The organism is Streptomyces sp. NPDC001796 (assembly GCF_042892355.1).
Classification (GTDB): Bacteria; Actinomycetota; Actinomycetes; order Streptomycetales; family Streptomycetaceae; genus Streptomyces.
In genome coordinates this window covers 43,602-65,379 of sequence record NZ_JBIAUC010000017.1, presented here as the reverse complement: position 1 = coordinate 65,379, position 21,778 = coordinate 43,602, and the positions used below count along the sequence as shown (strand labels likewise).

The 21,778-nt window shown below is 67.8% G+C and carries 22 protein-coding genes; 6 read left to right on the top strand and 16 right to left on the bottom strand.

All coding sequences use genetic code 11. The features are described 5' to 3' along the window. Positions 1 to 41 precede the first annotated feature (41 nt). Positions 42 to 1,616, top strand: coding sequence for a cytochrome bc complex cytochrome b subunit (locus ACFYZE_RS27760; protein WP_388999769.1), 1,575 nt, complete (start codon positions 42 to 44; stop codon positions 1,614 to 1,616). A gap of 13 nt (positions 1,617 to 1,629) precedes the next feature. Here the strand turns inward: ACFYZE_RS27760 and ACFYZE_RS27755 are convergent, their stop codons facing one another. From ACFYZE_RS27755 to ACFYZE_RS27700, 12 genes are all read right to left on the bottom strand, one after another. Next, entirely contained in the window at positions 1,630 to 2,121 is a 492-nt protein-coding gene (locus ACFYZE_RS27755; protein ID WP_388999569.1) for a hypothetical protein, read from the bottom strand. Between the two features lie 3 nt (positions 2,122 to 2,124). Next, entirely contained in the window at positions 2,125 to 2,487 is a 363-nt protein-coding gene (locus tag ACFYZE_RS27750) for a hypothetical protein (protein ID WP_388999566.1), read from the bottom strand. Continuing rightward, positions 2,484 to 4,157 carry a cbb3-type cytochrome c oxidase subunit I gene (locus tag ACFYZE_RS27745; protein WP_388999563.1) on the bottom strand — a complete coding sequence of 558 codons (1,674 nt, stop codon included), beginning with the start codon at positions 4,155 to 4,157 and terminating at the stop codon, positions 2,484 to 2,486. The genes ACFYZE_RS27750 and ACFYZE_RS27745 overlap by 4 nt, the downstream gene beginning before the upstream one ends. Beyond that, positions 4,154 to 4,813 carry a cytochrome c oxidase subunit II gene (locus tag ACFYZE_RS27740; RefSeq protein WP_388999560.1) on the bottom strand — a complete coding sequence of 220 codons (660 nt, stop codon included), beginning with the start codon at positions 4,811 to 4,813 and terminating at the stop codon, positions 4,154 to 4,156. The genes ACFYZE_RS27745 and ACFYZE_RS27740 overlap by 4 nt, the downstream gene beginning before the upstream one ends. A gap of 101 nt (positions 4,814 to 4,914) precedes the next feature. Continuing rightward, positions 4,915 to 5,064: a hypothetical protein gene (locus ACFYZE_RS27735; RefSeq protein WP_388999557.1), complete on the bottom strand. Its 150-nt coding sequence runs from the start codon at positions 5,062 to 5,064 to the stop codon at positions 4,915 to 4,917. Between the two features lie 65 nt (positions 5,065 to 5,129). Further along, complete coding sequence (locus ACFYZE_RS27730) at positions 5,130 to 5,336, bottom strand: hypothetical protein (RefSeq protein ID WP_388999555.1); 207 nt, start codon at positions 5,334 to 5,336, stop codon at positions 5,130 to 5,132. A gap of 2 nt (positions 5,337 to 5,338) precedes the next feature. Then, positions 5,339 to 5,944 (bottom strand): DUF5947 family protein, encoded by a 606-nt coding sequence (locus ACFYZE_RS27725; protein ID WP_388999552.1) that lies wholly within the window; start codon positions 5,942 to 5,944, stop codon positions 5,339 to 5,341. Continuing rightward, on the bottom strand, positions 5,941 to 6,492 hold the full coding sequence (locus ACFYZE_RS27720; RefSeq protein WP_388999549.1) for a NifU family protein: 552 nt from the start codon (positions 6,490 to 6,492) through the stop codon (positions 5,941 to 5,943). Before ACFYZE_RS27720 ends, ACFYZE_RS27725 begins: the two co-directional genes overlap by 4 nt. Beyond that, positions 6,485 to 8,278 (bottom strand): nickel-dependent hydrogenase large subunit, encoded by a 1,794-nt coding sequence (locus tag ACFYZE_RS27715; protein ID WP_388999546.1) that lies wholly within the window; start codon positions 8,276 to 8,278, stop codon positions 6,485 to 6,487. The genes ACFYZE_RS27720 and ACFYZE_RS27715 overlap by 8 nt, the downstream gene beginning before the upstream one ends. Before the next feature lie 8 nt (positions 8,279 to 8,286). Continuing rightward, positions 8,287 to 9,408, bottom strand: a complete 1,122-nt coding sequence (locus tag ACFYZE_RS27710; RefSeq protein WP_388999544.1) for a hydrogenase expression protein HypE — start codon at positions 9,406 to 9,408, stop codon at positions 8,287 to 8,289. Continuing rightward, the gene (locus ACFYZE_RS27705; RefSeq protein ID WP_388999541.1) at positions 9,405 to 9,950 is read right to left on the bottom strand and encodes a hemerythrin domain-containing protein; all 546 of its coding nucleotides are present in this window, start codon (positions 9,948 to 9,950) and stop codon (positions 9,405 to 9,407) included. Before ACFYZE_RS27705 ends, ACFYZE_RS27710 begins: the two co-directional genes overlap by 4 nt. A gap of 55 nt (positions 9,951 to 10,005) precedes the next feature. Continuing rightward, positions 10,006 to 11,103: a hypothetical protein gene (locus tag ACFYZE_RS27700; RefSeq protein WP_388999538.1), complete on the bottom strand. Its 1,098-nt coding sequence runs from the start codon at positions 11,101 to 11,103 to the stop codon at positions 10,006 to 10,008. A gap of 192 nt (positions 11,104 to 11,295) precedes the next feature. On the opposite strand from ACFYZE_RS27700, the gene ACFYZE_RS27695 reads away from it, so the two are divergent. Together ACFYZE_RS27695 and ACFYZE_RS27690 are read left to right on the top strand one after the other, a co-directional pair. Then, a complete protein-coding gene (locus ACFYZE_RS27695) occupies positions 11,296 to 11,751 on the top strand; it encodes a phage holin family protein (RefSeq protein ID WP_388999535.1) in 456 nt (151 codons plus the stop codon). Between the two features lie 342 nt (positions 11,752 to 12,093). Next, positions 12,094 to 12,303: a hypothetical protein gene (locus ACFYZE_RS27690; RefSeq protein ID WP_388999532.1), complete on the top strand. Its 210-nt coding sequence runs from the start codon at positions 12,094 to 12,096 to the stop codon at positions 12,301 to 12,303. 269 nt (positions 12,304 to 12,572) lie between these two features. Here ACFYZE_RS27690 and ACFYZE_RS27685 read toward each other — a convergent pair whose 3' ends face one another. The 3 genes from ACFYZE_RS27685 to ACFYZE_RS27675 all read right to left on the bottom strand — a co-directional run bounded on the left by ACFYZE_RS27685 (position 12,573) and on the right by ACFYZE_RS27675 (position 15,258). Beyond that, positions 12,573 to 12,866 carry a hypothetical protein gene (locus ACFYZE_RS27685; RefSeq protein WP_388999529.1) on the bottom strand — a complete coding sequence of 98 codons (294 nt, stop codon included), beginning with the start codon at positions 12,864 to 12,866 and terminating at the stop codon, positions 12,573 to 12,575. A gap of 335 nt (positions 12,867 to 13,201) precedes the next feature. Then, positions 13,202 to 14,356 carry a DUF2235 domain-containing protein gene (locus ACFYZE_RS27680; RefSeq protein WP_388999526.1) on the bottom strand — a complete coding sequence of 385 codons (1,155 nt, stop codon included), beginning with the start codon at positions 14,354 to 14,356 and terminating at the stop codon, positions 13,202 to 13,204. Between the two features lie 71 nt (positions 14,357 to 14,427). Continuing rightward, the gene (locus ACFYZE_RS27675; protein ID WP_388999523.1) at positions 14,428 to 15,258 is read right to left on the bottom strand and encodes a DUF6424 family protein; all 831 of its coding nucleotides are present in this window, start codon (positions 15,256 to 15,258) and stop codon (positions 14,428 to 14,430) included. Positions 15,259 to 15,718: 460 nt separating this feature from the next. Here ACFYZE_RS27675 and ACFYZE_RS27670 point away from each other — a divergent pair, with 460 nt between their 5' ends. Beyond that, complete coding sequence (locus ACFYZE_RS27670) at positions 15,719 to 19,249, top strand: ATP-binding protein (RefSeq protein WP_388999520.1); 3,531 nt, start codon at positions 15,719 to 15,721, stop codon at positions 19,247 to 19,249. A 267-nt stretch (positions 19,250 to 19,516) separates the two neighbouring features. Here the strand turns inward: ACFYZE_RS27670 and ACFYZE_RS27665 are convergent, their stop codons facing one another. Beyond that, complete coding sequence (locus ACFYZE_RS27665; protein WP_388999518.1) at positions 19,517 to 19,666, bottom strand: hypothetical protein; 150 nt, start codon at positions 19,664 to 19,666, stop codon at positions 19,517 to 19,519. A gap of 157 nt (positions 19,667 to 19,823) precedes the next feature. Between ACFYZE_RS27665 and ACFYZE_RS27660 the strand changes: the two genes are divergently transcribed. Beyond that, positions 19,824 to 20,561, top strand: coding sequence for an SOS response-associated peptidase (locus tag ACFYZE_RS27660; protein ID WP_388999515.1), 738 nt, complete (start codon positions 19,824 to 19,826; stop codon positions 20,559 to 20,561). 87 nt (positions 20,562 to 20,648) lie between these two features. Further along, on the top strand, positions 20,649 to 21,740 hold the full coding sequence (locus tag ACFYZE_RS27655) for a substrate-binding domain-containing protein (RefSeq protein WP_388999512.1): 1,092 nt from the start codon (positions 20,649 to 20,651) through the stop codon (positions 21,738 to 21,740). Positions 21,741 to 21,778: the final 38 nt, after the last annotated feature.

Here is a 21,778-nt window from a genome sequence, read left to right as displayed (position 1 = left end):
AGCGCCGCGGAGAGCGCCTGGTGTCGGTGCTCGACCGGCGCATGCCGCTGCGGACGCCGGCACGGGAGTACCTGCGCAAAGCCTTTCCCGACCACTGGTCCTTCCTGCTCGGCGAGATCGCCCTGTACAGCCTGCTCGTCCTGGTCGTGACGGGGGTCTACCTCACGCTCTACTTCCACCCGGACATGACCGAGACCCCGTACACCGGCTCCTACGCCCCGCTGCGGGGCACCCGGGCCTCCCAGGCCTACATCTCGACTCTCCACATCAGTTTCGACGTCCGGGGCGGGCTGCTCATCCGGCAGATCCACCACTGGGGAGCGGACGTCTTCGTCGCCGCCATCGGCTGCCATCTGCTGCGCATCTTCTTCACCGGCGCCTTCCGCCGCCCCCGGGAGGTCAACTGGATGATCGGGGTGACGTTGTTCCTGCTGGCCCTGTTCGAAGGGTTCTGCGGCTACTCGCTCCCCGACGACCTGCTCTCCGGCACGGGGCTGCGCACCTCGCAGGGGATCGTGCTGTCGATCCCCGTCGTCGGCACCTATCTGAGCTTCTTCGTCTTCGACGGCCAGTACCCGGGGCACGCCATCATCTCCCGGCTGTTCATCGCGCACGTCCTGCTGGTCCCCGGCCTGCTGCTGCTCCTGGTCCGGGTGCACCTCGGGCTCGTGGTGCAGCTCAAGCACACCCAGTGGGCCGAGCCCGGCCACACCAACCGCAACGCGGTCGGCAAGCCGCTGTTCCCCCAGTACGCCGCCAAGTCGGCGGGTCTGTTCTTCGCCGTCGCCGGTGTCCTCACCCTGATGGCGGCCCTGTTCCAGATCAACCCCATCTGGGCCTTCGGGCCCTACCGCGCCGACCAGGTGTCGCTGGACTCGCAGCCCGACTGGTACGTCGGATACTTGGAGGGCGCGCAGCGACTGATGCCGGCCTGGGAGATGAACTTCGCCGGCCACACGATCGCCTGGGACGTGTTCCTGCCCGGGGTGGTGCTGCCCGCCGTGCTGTTCGGGGTCCTCTACTGCTATCCACTGTTCGAGCGCTGGCTGACGGGACCGTCCCACGAGCACCACCTGTGCGACCGGCCCCGCAACCAGCCCACGCGCACGGCGCTCGGTGTGGTGGGTGTGACGGTCTACGCGGTGCTGCTGATGGCCGGGGGCCAGGACGTGCTCGGGTACGTCTTCCACGTTCCGGTCGAGTACCTGACGTACGCCTTCCGCACCCTGCTGTTCGCCGGGCCCCTCTTCGCCTACTGGGCGACGCGGCGTCTGTGCCTGGGGCTTCAGGCGGCGGACCGGCGCAGGCTGCGGGAGGGAGGGGGCACCGGGGACGTACGGCGGACCGCGGCGGGCGGCTACCGCGAGGGCCGGACACCGCTCCCGGCCGAGGAGGCGTACCGGATCCTGGTGCGCGACACCCCCCGCCCCAGGGCGCACGGCGCGGAGGCGTGGCGGCTCTTCCGCCGGCACCGGGTGCGCAACCGGCTGAGCGCCTGGTACTTCGGCGACCGCGTCGAACTGCCCGCCGGGGACTGGCAGATGCGGGCGGTACGGGCCGTGACGGCCGACCCGGAGGAGGCCGAGAAGGCCCACAGCGCCCAAGGAGGCCCCTGAGGGCTCGCGGGGGTCAGCCGGTGCGCCGCAGCTCCCGGGCCTCCTCGGCGTGGATCCACCGCCAGGTCACCGTCAGCGCCGCGAAGCCGACCGGCAGCATGGACACCACCATGGTGAGTCCGGCCGCGTTCTCACCCGCGGCGATCAGCCCCACGGCGGGCAGGTCGAGCAACGGCATGGACAGGTAGAGGTAAAGGCACCTGCCGGGGTCCGTCAGACGGTGCCGGATCCCCACGACCGGCAGCCAGAACCACAGCGCCGCCACCACCACGGCCGCCTCCCACCAGGTCATGGGCCCCGGAGGCCGGGCAGCCCCCGTGTGCGCGAGCGTCGCCGCGGCGTGCAGCACGAGGAAGAACGGCAGCGCGGCCCCTGCGGGCAGCGACAGGCGCCACCAGAGCGGATGCCGCCGGGTGGCCCGGATGACGGCCGGGACCAGCGCGGAGACCGACAGCCCGGTCACCGCCATGCTCCACACGTGCCCGGCCATCGCGTGCCCGGTCACGCCTCATCCCTCGCCCGGGGTGGAGGCGCCCCGTACGGCGAGGGCGGCGGCCACCCCCAGCATCGGGACGGCCACGACCAGCAGCCACAGGCCGTACACGGCGGAGAGCACGCCCAGGGTGATCCCCGCCGCCGCGGGCAGGACCGCCGCCGCGCCGCCCCGGGGCAGCCGGTAGCGGGTGTGCTGCTCCGGCCCGGCCTCCGAGGAGCCGAGCACCAGCAGCGCGGCCAGTTCGAGCAGCACCACCACCGAGCCCCACAGCCAGTAGACGAGGCTCGCCTCCCCGTAGACGGCGAGGACGGCGAGCAGCACGCCGTTGAGCAGCCCCCATCCCGCCACCACGACCGCCGTCGCGTGCCGTTTCACCCGCGGCTCCCGGACAGCGCTGCCCGGTCGTCCGGCTTCCCCCGCCCCTCTCGCAGCGTCAGCAGCGGGGCGTGGCCGTGCACCGGCGGCACCGGATACTCCGGCGTGAAGTTCGTGGCCGGTGGGGGCGAGGAGGTGGCCCATTCCAGGGTGCCCGCACCCCACGGGTCGGGCGGCGCGGGCACATGGCGGCCCAGCGAGCGCTTGCGCAGCGTCCACAGCACATTGACGACGAACACGACCATGCCCGCCGCCAGCACGGCCGCTCCGCAGCTGGCGAGCAGGTTGAGCAGGCCGAATCCGTCGAAGGGCGCGTAGCTGACGACGCGGCGCGGCATGCCCTCGTAACCGAGGGCGAACATCGGCAGGAAGGTCAGGTTGGTGCCGATCACCAGCAGCACGAAGTGCAGACGGCCCAGGCGCTCGCCCAGCTCCACACCGGTGGCCTTCGGGAACCAGAAGTAGACGGCCGCGAACAGCCCGAAGGCGCTGCCGGCGAACAGCACATAGTGCAGATGGGCCACCACGAAGTAGCTGTCCGTCAGGTGGTAGTCGAGGACCGGGGTGCCGACCATGATCCCGGTCAGGCCCCCGATCAGGAACTGCGGCAGGAAGGCGAGGGCGAAGAGCATCGGGGTGCGGAAGACCAGCCGGCCGCCGAGCACCGTGCCGATCATGGCGAAGTACTCCACGCCCGCCGGGACCAGCAGGCTGATCGACGTCAGGGAGTAGTAGTCGTTCGAAACCTGCCCGGTCGCGAACATGTGGTGGGCCCACACACTCATTGACAGGGCGGCGAACACCAGCAGGGACAGGACCGTGCCCTTGTAGCCGAAGAAGGCACGCCCGGAGAAGACGGCCAGTACCTCGGCGACCGCCCCGAGATAGGGGAAGAACATCACGTACACGACCGGGTGGCCGTAGAACCAGAACAGGTGCTGGTAGCCGATGTTCCACGCGTTCGCGTGGAAGACGGACGGGTCGGCGCGGCCCGCGGCGAGCAGGGCCATCGCGGCCAGGAGCGAGGGGAAGGAGCCGATGACCATCAGGCAGCTGGCGACCATGGACCAGGTGAAGACGGGCATCCGCAGCATGGTCATCCCCTGGGTCCGCTTGCGCAGTGCCGTCCAGAGCAAGGTCCAGCCCATGAGGATCATGCCCGTGGTGGAGAGCACCACGCCGACGATCCACAGGTCGGGTCCCACGCCGGGGGAGAAGTCGCTGTCGGCCAGCGGAGGATACGAGAACCAGCCCGAGCTCGCGCTGCCGTTGGCGGCGGCGAGACTGACCAGCACCAGGACGGCCCCGCACACGTAGAGCCAGTAGCCGAGCAACGTGGTGCGGGGCGCGGCGATGGCCGGGGCACCGATCTGCAGCGGGACCAGGTAGACACCGATCCCGAGTGCGAACGGCGTGATGACCAGGTAGATCATCCCCGAGCCGTGCAGGGTGAACAGCTGGTCGTAGGTGTGCGGCAGCACCAGGTCCAGCTCCGGCCGGGCGAGCTGACCGCGCATGATCAGAGCGAAGACACCCATCACCAGCAGCAGCACCAGCGAAGTCGCGACGGTCAGCAGGCCGATCCGCTTGTGGTCGGTGCTGGTCGCCCAGCCGAGCCAGTTTCCCGCCGCCACCTCCTTGGACCCGCCCGGCGCCTGAGCGGTCGTCATGCGGGCGTACCGCCCGCCGGCGCCCCCGCGTGCTGTGCCAGCCACTTGTCGTAGGCCGCGGGGGAGACCGCCTTGAGCCAGAAGTCCATCGTGTGGTGGCGGTCGCCGCAGAACTCCCCGCACCGGCCGACCCAGCGGCCCTCGCGGTCCACGGTGAGGGTGACGGTGTTCACGTGGTGCGGGAAGATGTCCCGCTTGTAGCGGAGATCGGGCACCCACAGCGAGTGGATGACGTCCGGTGAGGCCATCGTGAACCTGATCGGCCGTCCCGTCGGCACCACGAGAGTCGGCTGCCTTCCCGCCCGGCAGTCGGCACTCACCCGCAGCGGCTTCCTGGCCTGCGGGTAGTCGAACCGCCAGCACCACTGGAAGGCCGTGACGGTCACCTCGACCGGATCGCCGTGCGCCGCCGCGTGGTGCTCTTCGTGATTCTGCCGGGCCGTGTAGACCACCAGGAAGGCCGCCACGGCGACCAGCACGGCGACGTAGAAGGCTTCGGGTCGGGCGTGTTCGAGTCGGTGCGACGGGCGGCGCCGGGCTCCCGCCCGGCGCCGTACCACGGCGAGGAACACCAGCAGCGCGACGACGGCGAACACGAACGCGGCGAGGGCGGACTCTAGGGCGAACACCGTCCCGAAGAACTGCCGCGTGGTCATGGGATGGGGCTCCTGTTGTGTCGCGCCGGACGCGTGAACAGGAACGGACATTACGGGCGAGCGGAGCTTTCCGGCCAGGTGACACACCGCACGCCCACGGTTCAGCGGGCGTGCCGGGAGCCGTGCCGGAAGGCAACCATCCGCCAGATCCTGACCTCGCGCATGATTCCGGGCATCTCCCTCACCAGCAGGGTCAGCGCCACGCCGCCCACGATCAGCGCCTCCGCCATCAGCACTCGTCTGGCCGTCATCTTCAGCACTCCTCACTCGTCGTGTGTGCGGCCGCGCCCGAGTCGGGCGCGGCCGTGGCCGAACCTCACCCCGGTGACAGACTCGGCATCATCTTCATGATCGCGTTGTGCTTCTTCCAGTGGATCCCGGTCGAGCGCCGCGCGTCTGCGGTGCCGTCCTTGTGGTGTCCGGGCTGGCGGTTGTAGGGGCCCTTGTTCCCCTGGTGCAGCCCGGTGACGTGCCGGGGCGTATAGGTTCTGACCTGCGGTCTGCCTACTCGGATCATGCCCATCGTCAGCTCCTTGCCGGGTCCTGCGGTTGTTCGGTCAGCTCCTCGAAGAACCGCTCGACGGCGGGCCACACCCGGCTGCCGCCGGACAGGCCCCGCCACTCCCGCCGGACGAGCGCGACCATTCGGAAGCAGTCGTCCACGGGCACGATCCAGTGGTGCTTCGCGGAGCGTGCGGTGTTCACCAGCAGTGCCTCCACCTCCGGTGCGAGACCGGCGAGCGGGGGACACCGGGCGACCACGTCACGCCAGGCCTCGGCGTCCGCCTCCCAGCGGGTGGCGCCCGCGGGGCTCGGGTAGTGCGCGCTCACGGTGCCGTCCGAGTGCCGTACGAAGAACGCCAGCCCCACCGGGACGCCGAGTTCCCGGGTGTCCACCTCGGGCAGTCGCACCCGGCGCCGAGGCACCAGACGGTACCGCCCCTCGCTCGCCTCCTCCTCCACGAAGAGCAGGGAGCAGGGCCGGCACGCGCACAGCACCTCCTCCTGCCCAGTGTCGTACAGGTGGCGGTGCTCGGGCCCGACGTCGGCGCCGCACAGGTCGCACGGCTCCGCGTCCGGCCGCCGCCCGGCGGCCGAGCGGATGACGCGGGCCAGCGCGCCGGTGGTCACGACCGCTCCCCGGCGGACACCGTGCGCACGGTGAGCGTGTCGACCGGGACGAAGGCGGGGGGCCTGGCGTCGTCACCCGGCGCCCGTTCGACGCCGGAGAGTTCCGGTGCCAGGGCGAGCACGGCCTCGCGGACCGCCTCCTCCAGCGCCGCCGAGGACGATCCGCACCCCTTCGCGGCCAGCCGCACCCGGGCGACCCCCTCCTCGACGCCCGCCAGCTCCACGTCCCCGCCCCGCTCCCGCAGCGCCGGGCGCACCCCCTCGACGGCACGGGCCGCCCGGACCTCGGGTGGCTCGGGGTGGATGTCGTGCAGCACCAGGAGGTGACCGACGAGGTCGTCAGCGGCCATACGGCCGGCCAGGGCTGGGTCGGCGGCGTCCAGGACGCGGGCCAGGGCCTCGCCGTAGAGCTCGGTGAGGGTCCGCACCGCCTCGATCGCCGTTCCGGCCATCGGGCCCGGAGCGCCTTCGAGCTGCTCGAGCAGTCCGTCGAGGCGGGAGAGCCGTTCCACGACCGCCGCCTCGTCGAGCCGCACGGAGTCATCCATGAGCCGCTCCGAACATGGGCGAGTGCAGCTTGGTCAGCGTGTTGCCCTTGCCGAGGTACATGTGCACACCGCAGGGCAGACAGGGGTCGAAGCTCCGGACGGTGCGCATGATGTCGACGCCCTTGAAGTCCTCCGGGCCGTTCTCTTCGAAGATCGGCTGGCCCTGCACGGCGTCCTCGTACGGTCCGGGGGTGCCGTAGTGGTCCCGCGGGCTCGCGTTCCACGGAGTCGGCGGGTAGGGGTGGTAGTTCGCGATCTTCTTGTCCTTGATCACCAGGTGGTGGGAGAGGACACCGCGCACCGCCTCGTGGAAGCCGCAGCCGATCGCCTCGTCGGGCACCTCGTAGTTCTCGAAGATCTTGGTGTCACCGCTGCGGACGTGGTCCATCGCCCGCTCCAGGAAGAAGAAGGCCATGGCGGCGGAGTACGCCACGAAGTACGGCCGGGCCCGGTCGCGTTCGATCGTGTTGCTCCACTGGGGGATCTTCCACTCGAACGTCATCTCCGGCAGCTTCTCGCTCTTGGGCAGCGAGATGCGCACGCTGTGCCCGGTGGCCTTCACATACGGCGTGTCGACCAGCCCGTTGAGCGCCGTCGACCACAGCCGGGCCAGCGGACCGCCACCGGTGTCCAGCGCCAGGTGCTGGGCGCTGTTCTTGTCGTACCAGCGCGGGCTCATCACCCAGCTGTAGTTGCCCTCGAAGTTGCGCTTCTGCGGCACCGGCACCGTCGTCTGGTTCCACGGGTGGCGCATGTCGACGGCGTTGCCGAGCGGGTCGTGGGTGACGAACGGCTCCTCGTTCACCCAGTCCTCGTAGTACGAACTGCCCAGCAGGATCCGCATGCCCAGGTTGATGTCGACCAGGTCGTTGGTGACGAGACTGCCGTCCACGACGATGCCCGGGGTGACGAACATCGCCTTGCCCCAGTCGCTCATCGTCTCGTAGCGGTAGTCCACGACGTCCGGGTTCTGCCAGGCACCCCAGCAGCCGAGCAGGATCCGGCGGCGGCCCACCTCCTCGTAGCCGGGCAGCGCATCGTAGAAGAAGTCGAAGACGTCGTCGTTCATCGACACGGCCTGCTTGATGAAGTCCAGGACCCGCAGCAGCCGGGAGAGGTAGTCGGTGAACGTGGTCGGCTGCGGCATGGTGCCGACCCCGCCCGGATACAGCGTGGACGGGTGCACATGGCGCCCCTCCATCAGGCAGAACATCTCCCGGGTGATCCGGCTGACCTTGAGCGCCTCCTTGTACAGCTCACCCTCGAACGGATTGAAGGCGCGCATGATGTCGGCCACGGTCCGGTAGCCGTGGATGTAGCCGTTGCGGGCCTCCGTGCGCTGGGCCCGGGCCAGGAGGGTCGGGTTGGTGGCCTTGACCATGGCCTCGCAGAAGTCGACGAACACCAGGTTGTCCTGAAAGATGGTGTGGTCGAACATGTACTCGGCTGCTTCGCCCAGGTTGACGATGGTCTCCGCCAGCCGCGGCGGCTTGACGCCGTAGGCCATCTGCTGGGCGTAGTTGGAACACGTCGTGTGGTTGTCACCGCAGATCCCGCAGATGCGCGAGGTGATGAACCCCGCGTCACGGGGGTCCTTGCCCTTCATGAAGACGGAGTAGCCCCTGAAGAGCGAGGACGTGCTGTGGCACTCCACCACCTCGCGGTTCGCGAAGTCGATCTTCGTGTAGATGCCGAGATTGCCGATGATCCGGGTGATCGGGTCCCAGGACATGTCCACGATCTGCGCGGGCTTCCGCGCCGCGGCCCGCGCTTCGGTTGCCGTCATGTCCGTGCCTACCTCGCTCTCTCTCGCTGTCGCCGGTGCCCGTCGGGGCGCCAGTACGGGTCGTAGCCGCTCGTCAACTTGTCCTTGTTGTGGCGCCACTTGGGCTCGCGGTTGACGGCCATGTTGGTGATGCCGCGCAGCCGCCGGATCACGGCCCCGTAGGGCCTGATCACGGCGGACGAGAGGGTGCCGCCCGTCGGCTCGTCCATGAACGGCATGAAGGCGTCCGGGAACCCGGGCATCGTGCAGCCGATGCAGATGCCCCCGACGTTCGGGCAGCCGCCGATGCCGGCCATCCAGCCGCGCTTGGGCACGTTGCAGTTGACGACCGGGCCCCAGCAGCCGATCTTCACCTGGCACTTGGGGGAGTTGTAGTCCTTGGCGAAGTCGGCCTGCTCGTAGTAGGCGGCCCGGTCGCAGCCCTCGTGCACCGTCTTCCCGAACAACCACTGCGGGCGCAGCATGTGGTCCAGCGGGGGCGGCGGCGCCGACCCGGCCGCGTGGTAGAGCACCCAGGTGAGGGTCTCCATGAAGTTCTCCGGCTGGATCGGGCAGCCAGGCACGTTGACGATCGGAAGCGCGCCCTGCGACTTGAAGTCCCAGCCCAGGTAGTCCGCGAGGCCCATGCAGCCCGTGGGGTTGCCCGCCATCGCGTGGATCCCGCCGTACGTCGCGCAGGTGCCGGCGGCGACGACGGCCCAGGCCTTGGGCGCGAGGTTGTCGATCCACCAGTTGAGGGTGAGCGGTTCGCCGGTGTCCTGGTCGTTGCCGAACGACGTCCAGTAGCCGTCGCCCTCGATGATGTTCTGGTTGGGGATCGAGCCCTCGATGACGAGGATGAACGGCGCCAGTTCACCGCGGGCCGCCGCGCGGAAGGGGGCGAGGAAGTCCTCGCCGCCCAGGCTCGGGGAGAGCACCTTGTTGTACAGGTTCACCTTCGGCAGGCCCGGCACCAGCCCGGCGACGATGTCCTCGATCGCCGGCTGGCCGGACGCCGTCATCGAGACGGTGTCCCCGTCACAGCTCATGCCCTCGGAGATCCACAGGATATGGACCTCGTCGAAGCCGTTCCTCTGTTCAGCCCTCGTGGGCTGCTCGCTGACCTCCGTGGTGCCGCTTTCGACGGTCATGTCCTCGGCCTCCCTTGCAGTCGGTCCCTAAGGCGGTCGTAGGCCGCGGCCACCGGTCCGGCGAAGGCCAGGGCGGGAGGCTCGTCGGGCGCGTTGGGGTGCGGTCGGGTCGGGGCGGTCTGCTTGGACCGGGCCAGGAGTCTGCCGAGCCGCAACAGCTCCTCCTCGGAGACCGCGTCGCGGAGCAGGGGCATCAGCTCGCCCTCCTCCTCGCGGATGTGCTCCTCGACCTCGCGGCGCAGCTCGTCCATGAGTTCGCTCGTGCGCTCGTCGTCCCCGGACTGCTTGTCCAGGGCCAGGAGGGTCTCCTTGACCGCCCTGTGCTCGCTCAGGTGCTCGCGGATGCGCTGATCCCCGTCCGACAGGACCTTCTTGGCCAGCGGGTAGACCATCAGCTCCTCGAGCGCCGCGTGCTTGGACAGCTCGCGGACCAGGGTTTCCACCACGGCCCGGCGCTGGGCTGCGGAGGCGGCGGCGTGGTAGTCGCGGAACAGCTGCTCGACCATCCGGTGGTCGTGCATCAGCAACTCGATGGCGTCCATTACGGCCTTCCTGGTCGGGGACGGTGGCGGCACAGACGTGGGACGGATCCGCCGGCTAGGAGGCGGAAGAGGGGGACGGGGCCGGGGAGGGGGCGAGGGAGCGGATGGCGCCGTGCAGCCGGGCGAGCACCTCCGGCGGCATGGTCTCCACCCGGTCGAGGATCCGTGCGGCCCGCGGGTCGGTGGCGCGTGCCTCGCGTTTCTCGTCGTCCGTGAGCAGCAGCGTCCGCAGGGTCAGGATCTCGTCGATCTCCGCGGCGTCGTGCAGGTCGCCGGGGCTCTCCGGAGCCACCTGCGGGTGGTCGGGCAGGATGATCGGCGACGACAGGACGAGCGAGTCGGACCCCTCCGGACCTGCGAGCACCGGGAAGGTGTGCAGATTGCGGCACTCCCTCACATGCGGCGCGACGTCCTCGGGCGGGTCGATCGAGGAGTAGAAGCCGAGCCCCTCACCGCCGACGAACGTGTGCGCCGCGATGAGCGAGTGCCGCAGGGCCTCGTCGCGGGGTGCGTCGGGCGGCGTCGTACGGCCGGTGTTCTCGGTGCGGACGCGCAGGCGGTACAAGGAGTCGGCGCCGGGGACGGGTTCGAGGTGCAAAGTGGTGCGCGCCTCGACGGGGGAGCGGTGGCGCACCAGGCGCCCCGCGTCTGCGGGCAGGGGCTCGGTCTCATGGCCGCCGGGGGCACCGAAGGCGAACTCCGCGTCGTGAGCGAGGAGTTCGGCGAGCGGAGCGGTGAGGTCGGTCTCGCGCGGCATCGCCTCGTCGAAGGACAGATGGACCGTACCGGCGGTCTCCAGTGAGTCCACGGGCGTGTAGTGGCCGTCCTCGTCCCGTCGCTCCACGCCCCGGTACTGCATCTGCAGATAGCGCACGCGCACCCGCACCACGGCACCGGGTCGCGCGCGCAACAGGCACTCGGTCTGCTGCTGCCAGGACTCCACGGACCCCGAGACGCCCGCCGTCACCGGGCCGTGGGCCTCGGCCCAGGCGCGGGGGGCGAGGACGCCGAACTGCCAGCGCACCCGGTTCTTGGCCGACGAGCGGCGGTACGGGTAGAGCAGGTATCCCTCGTAGAGGACGGCGTCGGCCACGGCGCACGCCTCTTCGACCGCGGAATGCAGGCTCACGGTTTCGCCCAAGGGGTCGCTCACCGTAACTCCTCACTGACCAGCTGTGCGTATTGCAGTGGTTTACAACGATCACACCTTTTATTGCGATAGGCGCGTATTGAGCGCGTATGGGTGAGTGGCGCGTCGAGAGGGGCGGGGAGTCGTCGTGTCGGCACGGTCTGAGCGGGTACTGCGGGGAGATGACTGACGGCCGTCGGCCTCGGCGGGAACCCGATGCGGAACGAGACGGAGGCGGCAGCGATGTGGATGCAAGGCGACGACCCGGCGGAGGGCAGGAGCCGAGTGGGCGACGCGGCGGCGCGGCTGGCCCAGGACACGGCGCAGCTCGCGCGCCACGAGATACTCGCGGTGCAGAGCGAGGTCAGGGCGGCGCTGCGCCGGATCGGAACGGGTGGCGCGCTGCTGGGCGCCGCCGGGGTCTGCGGCCTGCTGGCCCTGTGGTCGGCCCACGAGACGGCCCTGCGGACACTGGAGTCGGCCCTGCCGGGCGCCCGCGCGTCAGCCGTACTGACCTGCGCCTACACCACGGGCGCGGCAACGCTGGGCGTCGCGGCCCGCAACCGGGTACGCGCCGCAGGCCAGGCGTCGGCGGACGCACTGGACCGGGCGAGGGAGGCCGTTCCGACGGGGGTGCGCAGGGGCGAGGGGGACAAGGGACCGACTGAGTGAGGCCGGCATCCGACCGGTGAGGGGCGACGGGGTTCAGAGGCCCGGAGCGCGGGGGCGACCCGGGCGGCTCGGCCGCGCCGGGCGTTGGGCCGTTCGGGTGGTCGCGTCGAAGTCGGTGCGGCGCGTATGCGGGGCGGGGGCGCGTGCAGGGGTGCCGGGGTGGCAGGCTGCGGGCTCGGGTCAGGGCCGTCCGGGCTAGAGGGTGTCTGATAATTCGTGTCGCGCGCCCGGCGGGGAATGGTCGGACACCCCTTGGTCCCGGCCTTGCCGGGCGGCACCACGCTCGCGCGCCGTGTGGGGCCGTCGGTCCCTGGACGGCGCGTACGGAAGGAAGGGGTGTCCGTGGAGATGATCCCGGTCGGCTCCGAACCGGCTCGCTCCGGTACCGCGTTCACCGAACCGGCGTACCGGCGACTGCGAGCCGCGCAGGGCGGCAGCACACCGGTCGGTGATGCGAGCGCCTGGGACCTGTTCCGCATGGCCTTCGCCTCGGTGGCCCCGCCCGGCGCCGCCCGGCCGCCCGCGGCGGGCAGCGGCTGCCGACGCACGTGACCACCGCCTGATGCGAGCCTGCGTTTCCCCTCACCACGCATGGCACAGTGGGCTCATGTGCGGTCGGCATCTGAGACGGCGACGTAACAGCGATCGTTCCTGATGGAACGTGCAGGTCGCTGCGTTGGAGCCCTGGAGTGATCCGGGGCTGCCCCTGCCGACTGTGTGATGCCACTTCACCCGACCCGTTTCGCGTGAAAGGCGAGCAGGACACCCACGCGCCGTCCGCCGTCTTCCACGGGCGGGTTACGACGACGAGCAGCATGCCATCAGCCTTCTGGCGGCCGCCCCTGGAAACGAGTCAGCAGATCGGTGCCGATGGGGACGCCGAGACCGGTGCACGCGTCCCAGCCGGACGCTGCCCCGTAGTCGCCGATGTCGCCGTCGGTGATGTCCCGGAAGCCGGGGACGGTCTGGCCGGGGGCGATGCCGGCGTATAGCTGGGGCTGGATGAGCCCGAGGGTGCGGTTCTTCGATTCGGCCAGCCTTGCGACCAGAGCGGCCCACAGGGGAGCCACCGCACTGGTGCCGCCGACGGCCATGTCCTGCCCGTCGACCCGCACCGCGTATCCGGTGCCGCTGTCCGCATCACCCGCAACGTCTGGTATGCCACGCCTGTCGGTAACGCCATCGGGATTGCCCGCAGACGCCTCGTCGAATCCGAAAGCGTAAGAATCAGCAGAGGCGCATGACTGCGCACCACACCGATCGAACGCGGAGTGCGGAGGAGCGGCGAGGGACGATCCTGACCGGAATGCCTTCGCAAGGACTGATCTGCGGCACCGACTGGAGCTCTCTCGGGCCTGAACTCCAGCCCACCGCCATACTTTCTCCCACACGAACACACCATGCCGGGCGAACGTAACTCGGGTGGGCACCCCGAAGGGGCGCCCACCTGTCACTGCCAGCCTTCCGACGGCTTGTCCACCAACTGCCGGGCGGCAGTACTGCTGGTCCAGTCATGGTCGACCCACCGCCATGCCTCCTGCGGATCGGGTAGCTCCCGGTGGTACTCGGGGTCTCGCTCGCGGCGGAGTCGAACGCTCGCGTGCAGCAGTGCGTCCCTGGGCAGTTGACGTGAGTGACGGCCCGTGAGGATCCAGAGCCATCCATTCTTGTGAATCGGGGCGTAGGCAAATGCCTCGGTCACAGTGCAGGATTCCGCGTAAGCGCCGGGACGGAACATCAGGTCCTGGGCGACACCGTCCGTGATCCATTTGAGAGGGATCGCGGAGAGAAGCGGTTCCCCCTCCTGATGCGCGAACGTGCCGCCGACATCGGAATGCACGCCGGCGAACCAGACCTCCTGGACGGTATCCTGCAGCTGCGTCGGCCGGTCTGGCTTCACCAGGTACTCGATGTAGGGACGACGTTTCTCGTCGAGGGACACGGCGTGTCGGATGCGAGCCGCGTTGGGCAGTTGGCGGGTGTACGGCCATCGCAGGTTGCCGGGGCGCAGGATGCCGGCCGCTTTCACGGTGTCCCAGATGCCGAGGTAGGCCACCGGCAGGGCGTGGTGGGAGACCTGCCGCGGGTTGTTGCGCTTCACCTGCGCCCAGAGCGGCTCGTTCTCGGTGCGCCAGCAGAAGGCATGGGAGAACCGCGCGACCTCTTGCTCACTTTTGTCGATGTCCTGGTTGAAGGCGTACTTCGCCACGGCGTACGGAACGAGGTTCTCCGAGCCGGGGCGCATGAGCCCGGGTTTGTTCAGCATCCCGACAAGTGACCGCGCCGTGTAGGCGCCGCGGCTGAAGCCGAAGACGTACACCATGTCGCCGGGGTGCCAGTGCTGCATCACATAGGTGTACGCCTCGGCCAGGTTGGTCCTGAGGCCTGTGCCGAACGCGAGGCCGCACATACGCGACAGCCAACGGCCGCCCGCTCCGCGCGCGGTCGCCGATGACATGGTCCCGACGCCCGGGTCGTAGTAGAGCAGCTGCCGGGACGGGTCCTCTGCCTCGAGCATCTCGAACAGTCTCACGACGTTTGTGGGGTGACTGGCACCCACCTGGTTGCCTGTCCCGTCGAGACAGATCACGATGCTACGTGGCACGTCCGCCTCCTCGCTCAGTTCGGGCCTCGATCCGACCGCGGTGATGCAGGAGAGGGCCTGGATGCCGTGCGTCAGCCGCTTTCGTTCTGCCGCGCGAACGCTTGGCGTGCGACGGGGCTGTCCGGCGGGAGAACTGCCATCTTCCCTGTCTCCTGCGCCTGCGCCAGGGTGCCGGCTGCTTCGCTGCCTTCCGGGACGTGGAGCAGACGCACACGTCCGTCGCCCTCGCCCCGTCGCGCCACGGGAGCGACCGCCCCATGAGTTCCGTCAGGCAGGCTCACCCAAAGCTGGAAATCGTCGTACCGGATGAAATCCCCGCCTTTGACAGGCCAGGGATAGTGGTGCTCACCGGGTGGAACCTTGGGCAGGATTCCCCGGTGGTTGCCGTGACTCAGCGGCACGCACGCGTTGAAGAGGGAGTCGGTCCACTTCTCGACGCCCTCGGCATTCGTTATCGGAGTGCGCAGAAGTTCCTCGGCGTTCGTGTATCCCAGTGCCTTCAAGGCGGGCAGTGTGAGCGGGAAGGCGTCGATGAGTTCGGCGGCCTCCTGGCGAAGCCGATCGACCTTCGCCGGGTCGGCGCAGAATTGCATGCTCCATTCGATGCCTACTCGCGCGCGGTACATCCGCCAGCTACTCGGCCCTTTGACCCACAGGCTGCCTCCGTGGTGCATCTCCCAGTGCTCAGCCCCGGCTGGCCGGGGACCGTAGGGCAGGTCGCTGTCACGCATGTCGGCGAGGAGCTTCTGCGCAATCTTCTTCGCGGTTCTGAAGTACGGAGATTCATAGCGTGGCGGGTGGTCGACGAGGCGTATCTTCCAGGGGTGGTCCTCTGATTCGACGCTGTCGGGCCGAATCGCGCCCGGAGTCCGTGACGACCCTGCGGAATACGCGTTGGTCATGGCCGGCCTTCCAGACACCGACAGTGGTCTCGCGCCCGACCGCGTCAGCGAGAACTTCTGTATCCATCCTGCGCCCCGGGATGCATGATGGCGAGTCGATCGAAAGCGCGCGTGGCCATTGGGCGTCCGGCACGGACCTGCCACCATCTGTAGCTTGTCGTCGGTTCCTTCGACGCATGTGCGGCCACGTGCGTGAGCCTGTGAACCGTCGCATGCTTGACGAAGATGGACCGTATGTCTGTTTGAGGAATACAGAGTTGATTCGTCAACGACAAGGGGACCGTCTTCACCGAGTCTGGGCGCGCTTGGCCGGCGGCGGCGGTGAAGAGACTTCGCCGGCGGTTGCTTCCTCTCGGCCGCCGTCTCCTGATTGGCGCGGTTCAGCAGTGACGTGTACCGAGCGACGTGTGCCGCAGTCGCGTGTCACCGAGTCCAGTGGTCAGGGTGGAGGTCCAAGATCATGCCGAGAATCGTCAGGGAACCCGAAGGCAAGGACTGGCAGCACCGCTCCAGGATCCCTCTGTTCCTGAGGAGCTACGCCAGTCACGGCTGGCAGCACCTCACCCGCATATGGAACTCGGCTCGAATGTATCTGGTGGCTCGGCGGCGAGTACCAAATCTGAGGGTATGGGGCATGAAATGGTCAGGACGCAGCTTGTGGAAATGTGCCGCAGCAGTGCTCGCTGTGCTTTTTCTTTTCTGGTTCGCGCTGGGAGTCCATGCTCTGGTGGTCGGCTATCGCAGAAGTTTGCTGGCAAGCTGGTGTGACGGCAATATGTCTTGCAGTATCATCAGCAGCAGCCTGAGCCCGTTGCTCGTCGTCGGGTTTTCAACGACGATTTTCCTCATCGCCTTCTACCCTCGAGCTGCCGGAAAGGCCCGCAGAAAAGCCAAGAGGGATCCGCGCTCTCTGGTTCCGACAGCCGGCACAATCATCGAGGATGTAGTCGGCCGTCATGAGCTGTGCCAGGTCCTGACACGAGCACTGCATGACCGGAAAATGCGTCGGCCTCATATCCTGGTAGGCAGTATCGGAGCCGGGAAAACGGCCGTTCTCGTTCAGCTCACTCAAATGTTGGCACAGAAGAAGGCTGTGCCCGTACCGATACGTCTTCGCGATGTCTATCAGGGCGATTCGTCGCTCGATTTCGCAAAGGCCGGCCAGAAAAGGTTCTGCGAGATGGTCGATTCTGATCTCGCCACCGGACAACATGGCGAAAGGGTGTGGCGGCAGCTCCTCACCGACGAAAGAGCGGTCGTCATTGCGGACGGACTCGAGGAACTGTTCGTGGAAGGGAACCAGCAAAAGGAGCGGGACATAGCAATTCGGAACGCAATACAATTGGCAGAAGAGCAGCGACTGCCGCTGGTGATTGCTTCCCGCCCTCACTCGCCATTGGAAGAATCTGATGCGGCCATCATTCATTTGGAGCCGCTCAGCGAGGAAGCGGCACTTGACTATTTGGTTGAAACGTCCCCGGCTCCGGACGCGCTACGGCTGGACTGGCTCGTCGAAACCGCAGTGGTCTCCGAGTCACCCCTGTATCTGCAGATTGCGCGACGATTGCGTGAGCATCACCGACTGGAATACCTGACTCACAGGAAAGAATGGGAAGACCTTGACACTCGTCGTGCCGACCGTTGGTCGCTGAGGCTCCGTCTGCTTGACGAGTGGAAATATGCACTGATCAAGGGCCACCTTTACGAGAACTACGCCCTGACGGCCAGGCAGCGTTATGAGACGGTCGAGGTCGTTTCAGCATTGGCGTGTGCGGGCCTGCTGGACGACACTCTGGAAGTCGGCTTCAGCCGGTTGATCGACCCGGCAGAGGGCCTGACAATGCAGATGGGTAAAGCTGCATCTTCACCCGTCGAAAGTCAGGGCAACTTCCCTGAGATCTGGAATGCCCTTAAACGCCGTATCGCTAATTTCAGTGAGAATCCCCTACCGCGCGGCAGTGACGTATCCGCATGCCGCAATGTTCTTTCCCTCTACGCAACTCAGGGTGAGCACCTGGGTTTGATTGAGACGAAGGGCGACAAAGTCCGATTCCATCACAGCATCATTCAGGCGTACCTTGGAGCCCGCTTTCTGAATGAAATTTCTGATGGTCGCCTCGTGGAGGCGTTGCGCGAGCCCAGGCCTGGTCGGGAAATGCTTATCGCCCTGGTGCTCAACTCGCGGATGCCGGCAGAATTGCAGGACGCACCTATGGGTTCGACCCCCAAGTGGCGGATACGGCAGCAGAGTCGGAGAAGAGGCACAGTATGCTTGCTGCGGGGTGTACTCAAGCAACGCAGGGATGCGAAGGCGTTCGACATGTACGCCGCTGCTCTGCAAATCGACCGCATGGACAGCGAAACTGGAAGGAATTCGCACCTGAGGATCGCAAAAGCACTCCTCAGGCACTGGAATACGGTTACCGTTGGTGATCGACAGTCAATCAATGCGGCGAAGGAGAACCTTGTCCACAGGGTGGGGGAGACGGTTCGGGAGATCAGTGAGGCAAGTAAAGACAAGAGGGATCCGGCGTACGAAAAGAAGCCGGCCTATGGTCAGCTTCTTGACATTGTGCTGAATGAGCCGATGTATCCGATCCGTTTGGCTGTGGCGCAGGAATTCGGTTCCTCCGGCGACGACGCATTCGAGGTGCTTCGTCAACGATTCCCTCTCTCCGGCGACGAGCAACAGCCGCCCACCGATTACGACCCGTGGACCCAGTATCAGGACAGGTACCGGTCAGTCCAAAGAGAGGAAAGTCTGGAACTCGACCGGCTGATGCGCGAAAGTGCCCGAACAGGGAGATCGGTAGACGTCACGTTCCGAGAGCGTGAGCGCTATTACCGCGATCAAAAGTCGAAGATCCGCCGAGAATACATTGCGCGGGCATGGCTGGTGCCAATGATGGTGGGATCGGTCACCAAGAAGTTTCGGAGACAGGCAGGGGAGAGGGTGGGGCTGTGGCTTCAGCACTTGGACTGTGACAGGCCAGGTGCCGACCGGGCGGAATTGCCGATCATTCTGGAGATTTCCCTCGCGCAAGGTTTCAAATTCGCCGCGAATCGGCGTCGCCGTCATGCATGTGCTAACGAGGAGACCCGTGAGTTCATGGTGCAGCACGCTGAGTTCATGCTGGCTCGCGCTCGCTACTGGTACTCGCAGTTGACGCTCATCCACGCATTGTGTCTGTGGGAGCTGACCGATGATCCGGGACAGACGGCAGCGGGTGTCGGCAAGGATGGCTCGAGACGTGATGCTTCGCGCATCGTGGGTCGCTGGTTGGGAATGGCAGGCAGTAAACGAGACCCTAGGAGCATCAAGCCGGGAGACATCACCAGCGAGGGGAGGGAACGGTTGCATCCCTTCGTGGCGGAAGCCGCCGAGCTAGCTGCCTTGGCAATCGAGACCGGTCATCCTGAAAGGTACATTTGGATCGATGAAAAGGGGGTCATGGAGAATGTTGGATCCGCGCCGACCAACCCGCATGCCGCCCGAAAGCATAAGCTTTGGATTTCACCTGCGGTTGGCTGGAGCACTCTCCATCCCCGCGCCCAGCAGTTGCTCGCCGATGTGCTTTTGCTCCTCAATCTTGCGGAACGGGAGGGAGATCCGGACGAAGTGGATGCGCGTCTCGAGAAGGCGAACCAGACGATTCTGCCACCCTGTCTCGCCAAGAGCCGCGAACCGCTGCATCCCGACCGCACGGTAGGCAGAGCAGACGATGCCCCGCCTGGCAGCATGTGCATGCCGGACTGCCCCTTCGAAATGTGTCCCTACCCAGCGAAAGGGCAGCAACAGCGAGCGGAATTCCCAGAAACGTTCTGCCGACAACAACAATCGTTGTTGCGCCCTTCTCGCAGGTGGAGCCGGCCCCTGTGGTGGCTCCAGAATCCGGTACGGCACCGGGCAGCGTGGCAGGACACGCGCAAAAAGGAACTCATCCGGTTCTGGGGTGACATGGCACTGAGGTCGCGGACGCTCAGGGATTGAAATCTCCCTACGGCGTGGTCGACCACTGCGTCTGTCGGTAGCGGAGCGACGGGTTGGTGAAACCTGTGTGAGAGCGCGTGAGACGATCGAAGCCCCGCCGGGATGCGGTGGGGCTTGTGTGCGCGGCGTGCAGCGTCCGGCGTGGGCGCGGGCACCGCTGTACTCCGGCTCCCGGCTACGTCATCCTCGGCGGCCCGGGGACGACCGTCATCGGCAAGTCGCCGCATCGCACGCGGGCAGCATCGATGGGAACCTCCAGACGAGGGGTCATCCGTTGTGGCCGCGGCACCACTTGGTGCCGTGGATGATCACGTCACCCGCGACGGTCCGGGTGAGGAAGAAGAAGCCCCGGTTGAGGGCCTGGTAGCGGTCGTAGTCCTCGTATGCGTGGTCCACGAAGGGCTTCGGGGCGAACACGCTGGCCGCGTTGCCCAGGAGCGCGGCAGGCGTGTTCCGTCGGTCATCCCACGAGCTGCGACACTCGCTCGCCAAGACGATGCTCAGCACCGATCTGCCACCCTTGGACGTGTCCAGGTGGCTCCAGTGCTTTCGCAGGTCGGAGGAGTGGTTTCATATGTGCGGTCGATATGTCTCCACCCGCGGCCCCCAGGACCTCGTACGACTGTTCAGGGTCACCGACTGGGACGAGCGGGACGACCTGCCGCCGAGCTGGAACGTCGCTCCGACGGACGACGTGTGGGCGGTTCTCGAACGCGCACCTCGCGGCTCGGGAGCCGTCCGGCGGCAGTTGCGCCCGCTGCGGTGGGGCCTGGTGCCGTCCTGGGCGAAGGACCCGAAGATCGGCGCCAGGATGATCAACGCGCGGATGGAGACGGTGCACGAGAAGCCCGCCTTCCGCGCGGCCTTCCTCAGGCGGCGCTGTCTGCTGCCCGCCGACGGCTTCTACGAGTGGCAGCAGGTGCCGGACGGTGACAAGCACAAGGGGAAGGCCCGTAAACAGCCGTACTTCATCAGCCCGCAGGACGGCCAGGTCATGGCCATGGCGGGTCTGTACGAGTTCTGGCGCGACCCCTCGGCGGCCGAGGACGACGAGTCCGCCTGGTGGACGACCTGCACCGTCCTCACCACGGAGGCCACCGACGCCGCGGGCCGCATCCACCCCCGGATGCCGCTGGCCGTCGCCCCCGGCCACCAGGACGCCTGGCTCGACCCCGCGCACCAGGACCCGGCACGGCTGCGCGCCCTGCTGAACCCTCCCGCGGACGGCCGACTGGATGCCCGCCCCGTCTCCACGGCCGTCAACGACGTCCGGAACAACGGCCCTCAGCTGCTGGAGCGAGTCGAGGCGTAGGCTCCGACGACACGACGCCCGTCGTCGCATTCGCTCGTATGCTGGTCCCGAATCGCTCAAACGAACATTCAAGGGCGGGGAGGCCTCATGCGTGAGCCGGTCGATCTCAGGCGTCGGCGGATCCTGGCCGCGGTGCAGTCGCGCGGTGCCGCGCGGGTGCGGGACCTCGCCGCCGAGCTCCAGGTCTCCGTGGTGACGATCCGCCGGGACGTGGAGGAGCTGACCCGGGAGGGGAAGCTGCGGCGCGGTCACGGGGTGGTCCGCTCGACGCTTCCCGCCCAGGAGGTGCCGGGCACCCCCGTCGCGGAAGGGGACACCGTCGCCGTGGTGGTGCCCGAGCGGCACTCGTACCTCTACGAGACCCTGCACGGCGCCCGCACCGCGCTCGAGGACGCCGGCCTGCGCATCGCCCTGCACATCGCGCCGCAGGTGCCCGGAGCGGAACGCCCGCAGGTGGAGCGGGCGCTGGCGGAGGGCGTACGCGGTGTTCTCCTCGCGCCGCGGTGGCGCACTCCGGAGGCCGAGGAAGCCGACCACGAGTGGCTCGCGGACCTGGGCGTGCCGACGGTGCTGATGGAACGGCGGCCCCGCAAGGGCAGCGCCCTGCACGCGATGGACTCGGTGTGCTCGGACCACTGGCACGGCGCCCATCTCGCCGTGCAGCACCTGGTGGGTCTCGGGCATCGGCGGATCGTCTTCGCGACACGTGACGACAGCCCCACCGCACGCACCCTGCGGGCCGCCCTGGGCGAGGTCGCCGAGGCGCATCCGCTCGTCGAGGAGTGGGCCTGGGCGTTGAGTTCGCCCGCGGCCGGGGAGGGCGGGCCGACGGACCTGGCCGCTCTGCTGCGCAAACTCGGGGCCACCGCGGCCGTGCTGCACGGCGACGTCGACGCCCTGATGCTGGTTCAGCAGCTCGCCGAGAACGGTGTGCGGGTCCCCCAGGACTGCTCGGTCGTGGCGTACGACGACGTGGTGGCAGGACTCGGCACTCCACGGCTGACCGCCGTCTCGCCGCCCAAGGGCGAGGTGGGCCGCGTCGCCGCCGAACTGCTGCTGCGACGGCTCGAGGGCTCCGGCAACGGCGCGCTCCGTTCGGTGCAGCGCATCGAGCTGTTGCCCACGCTGACGGTCCGCGACTCCACCGGGGAGCCCCCGTGCACGGAAGTGAGCGTTTGACCGTTTCATTTTCTTCTGATTGATCTCTTGACCGTTTC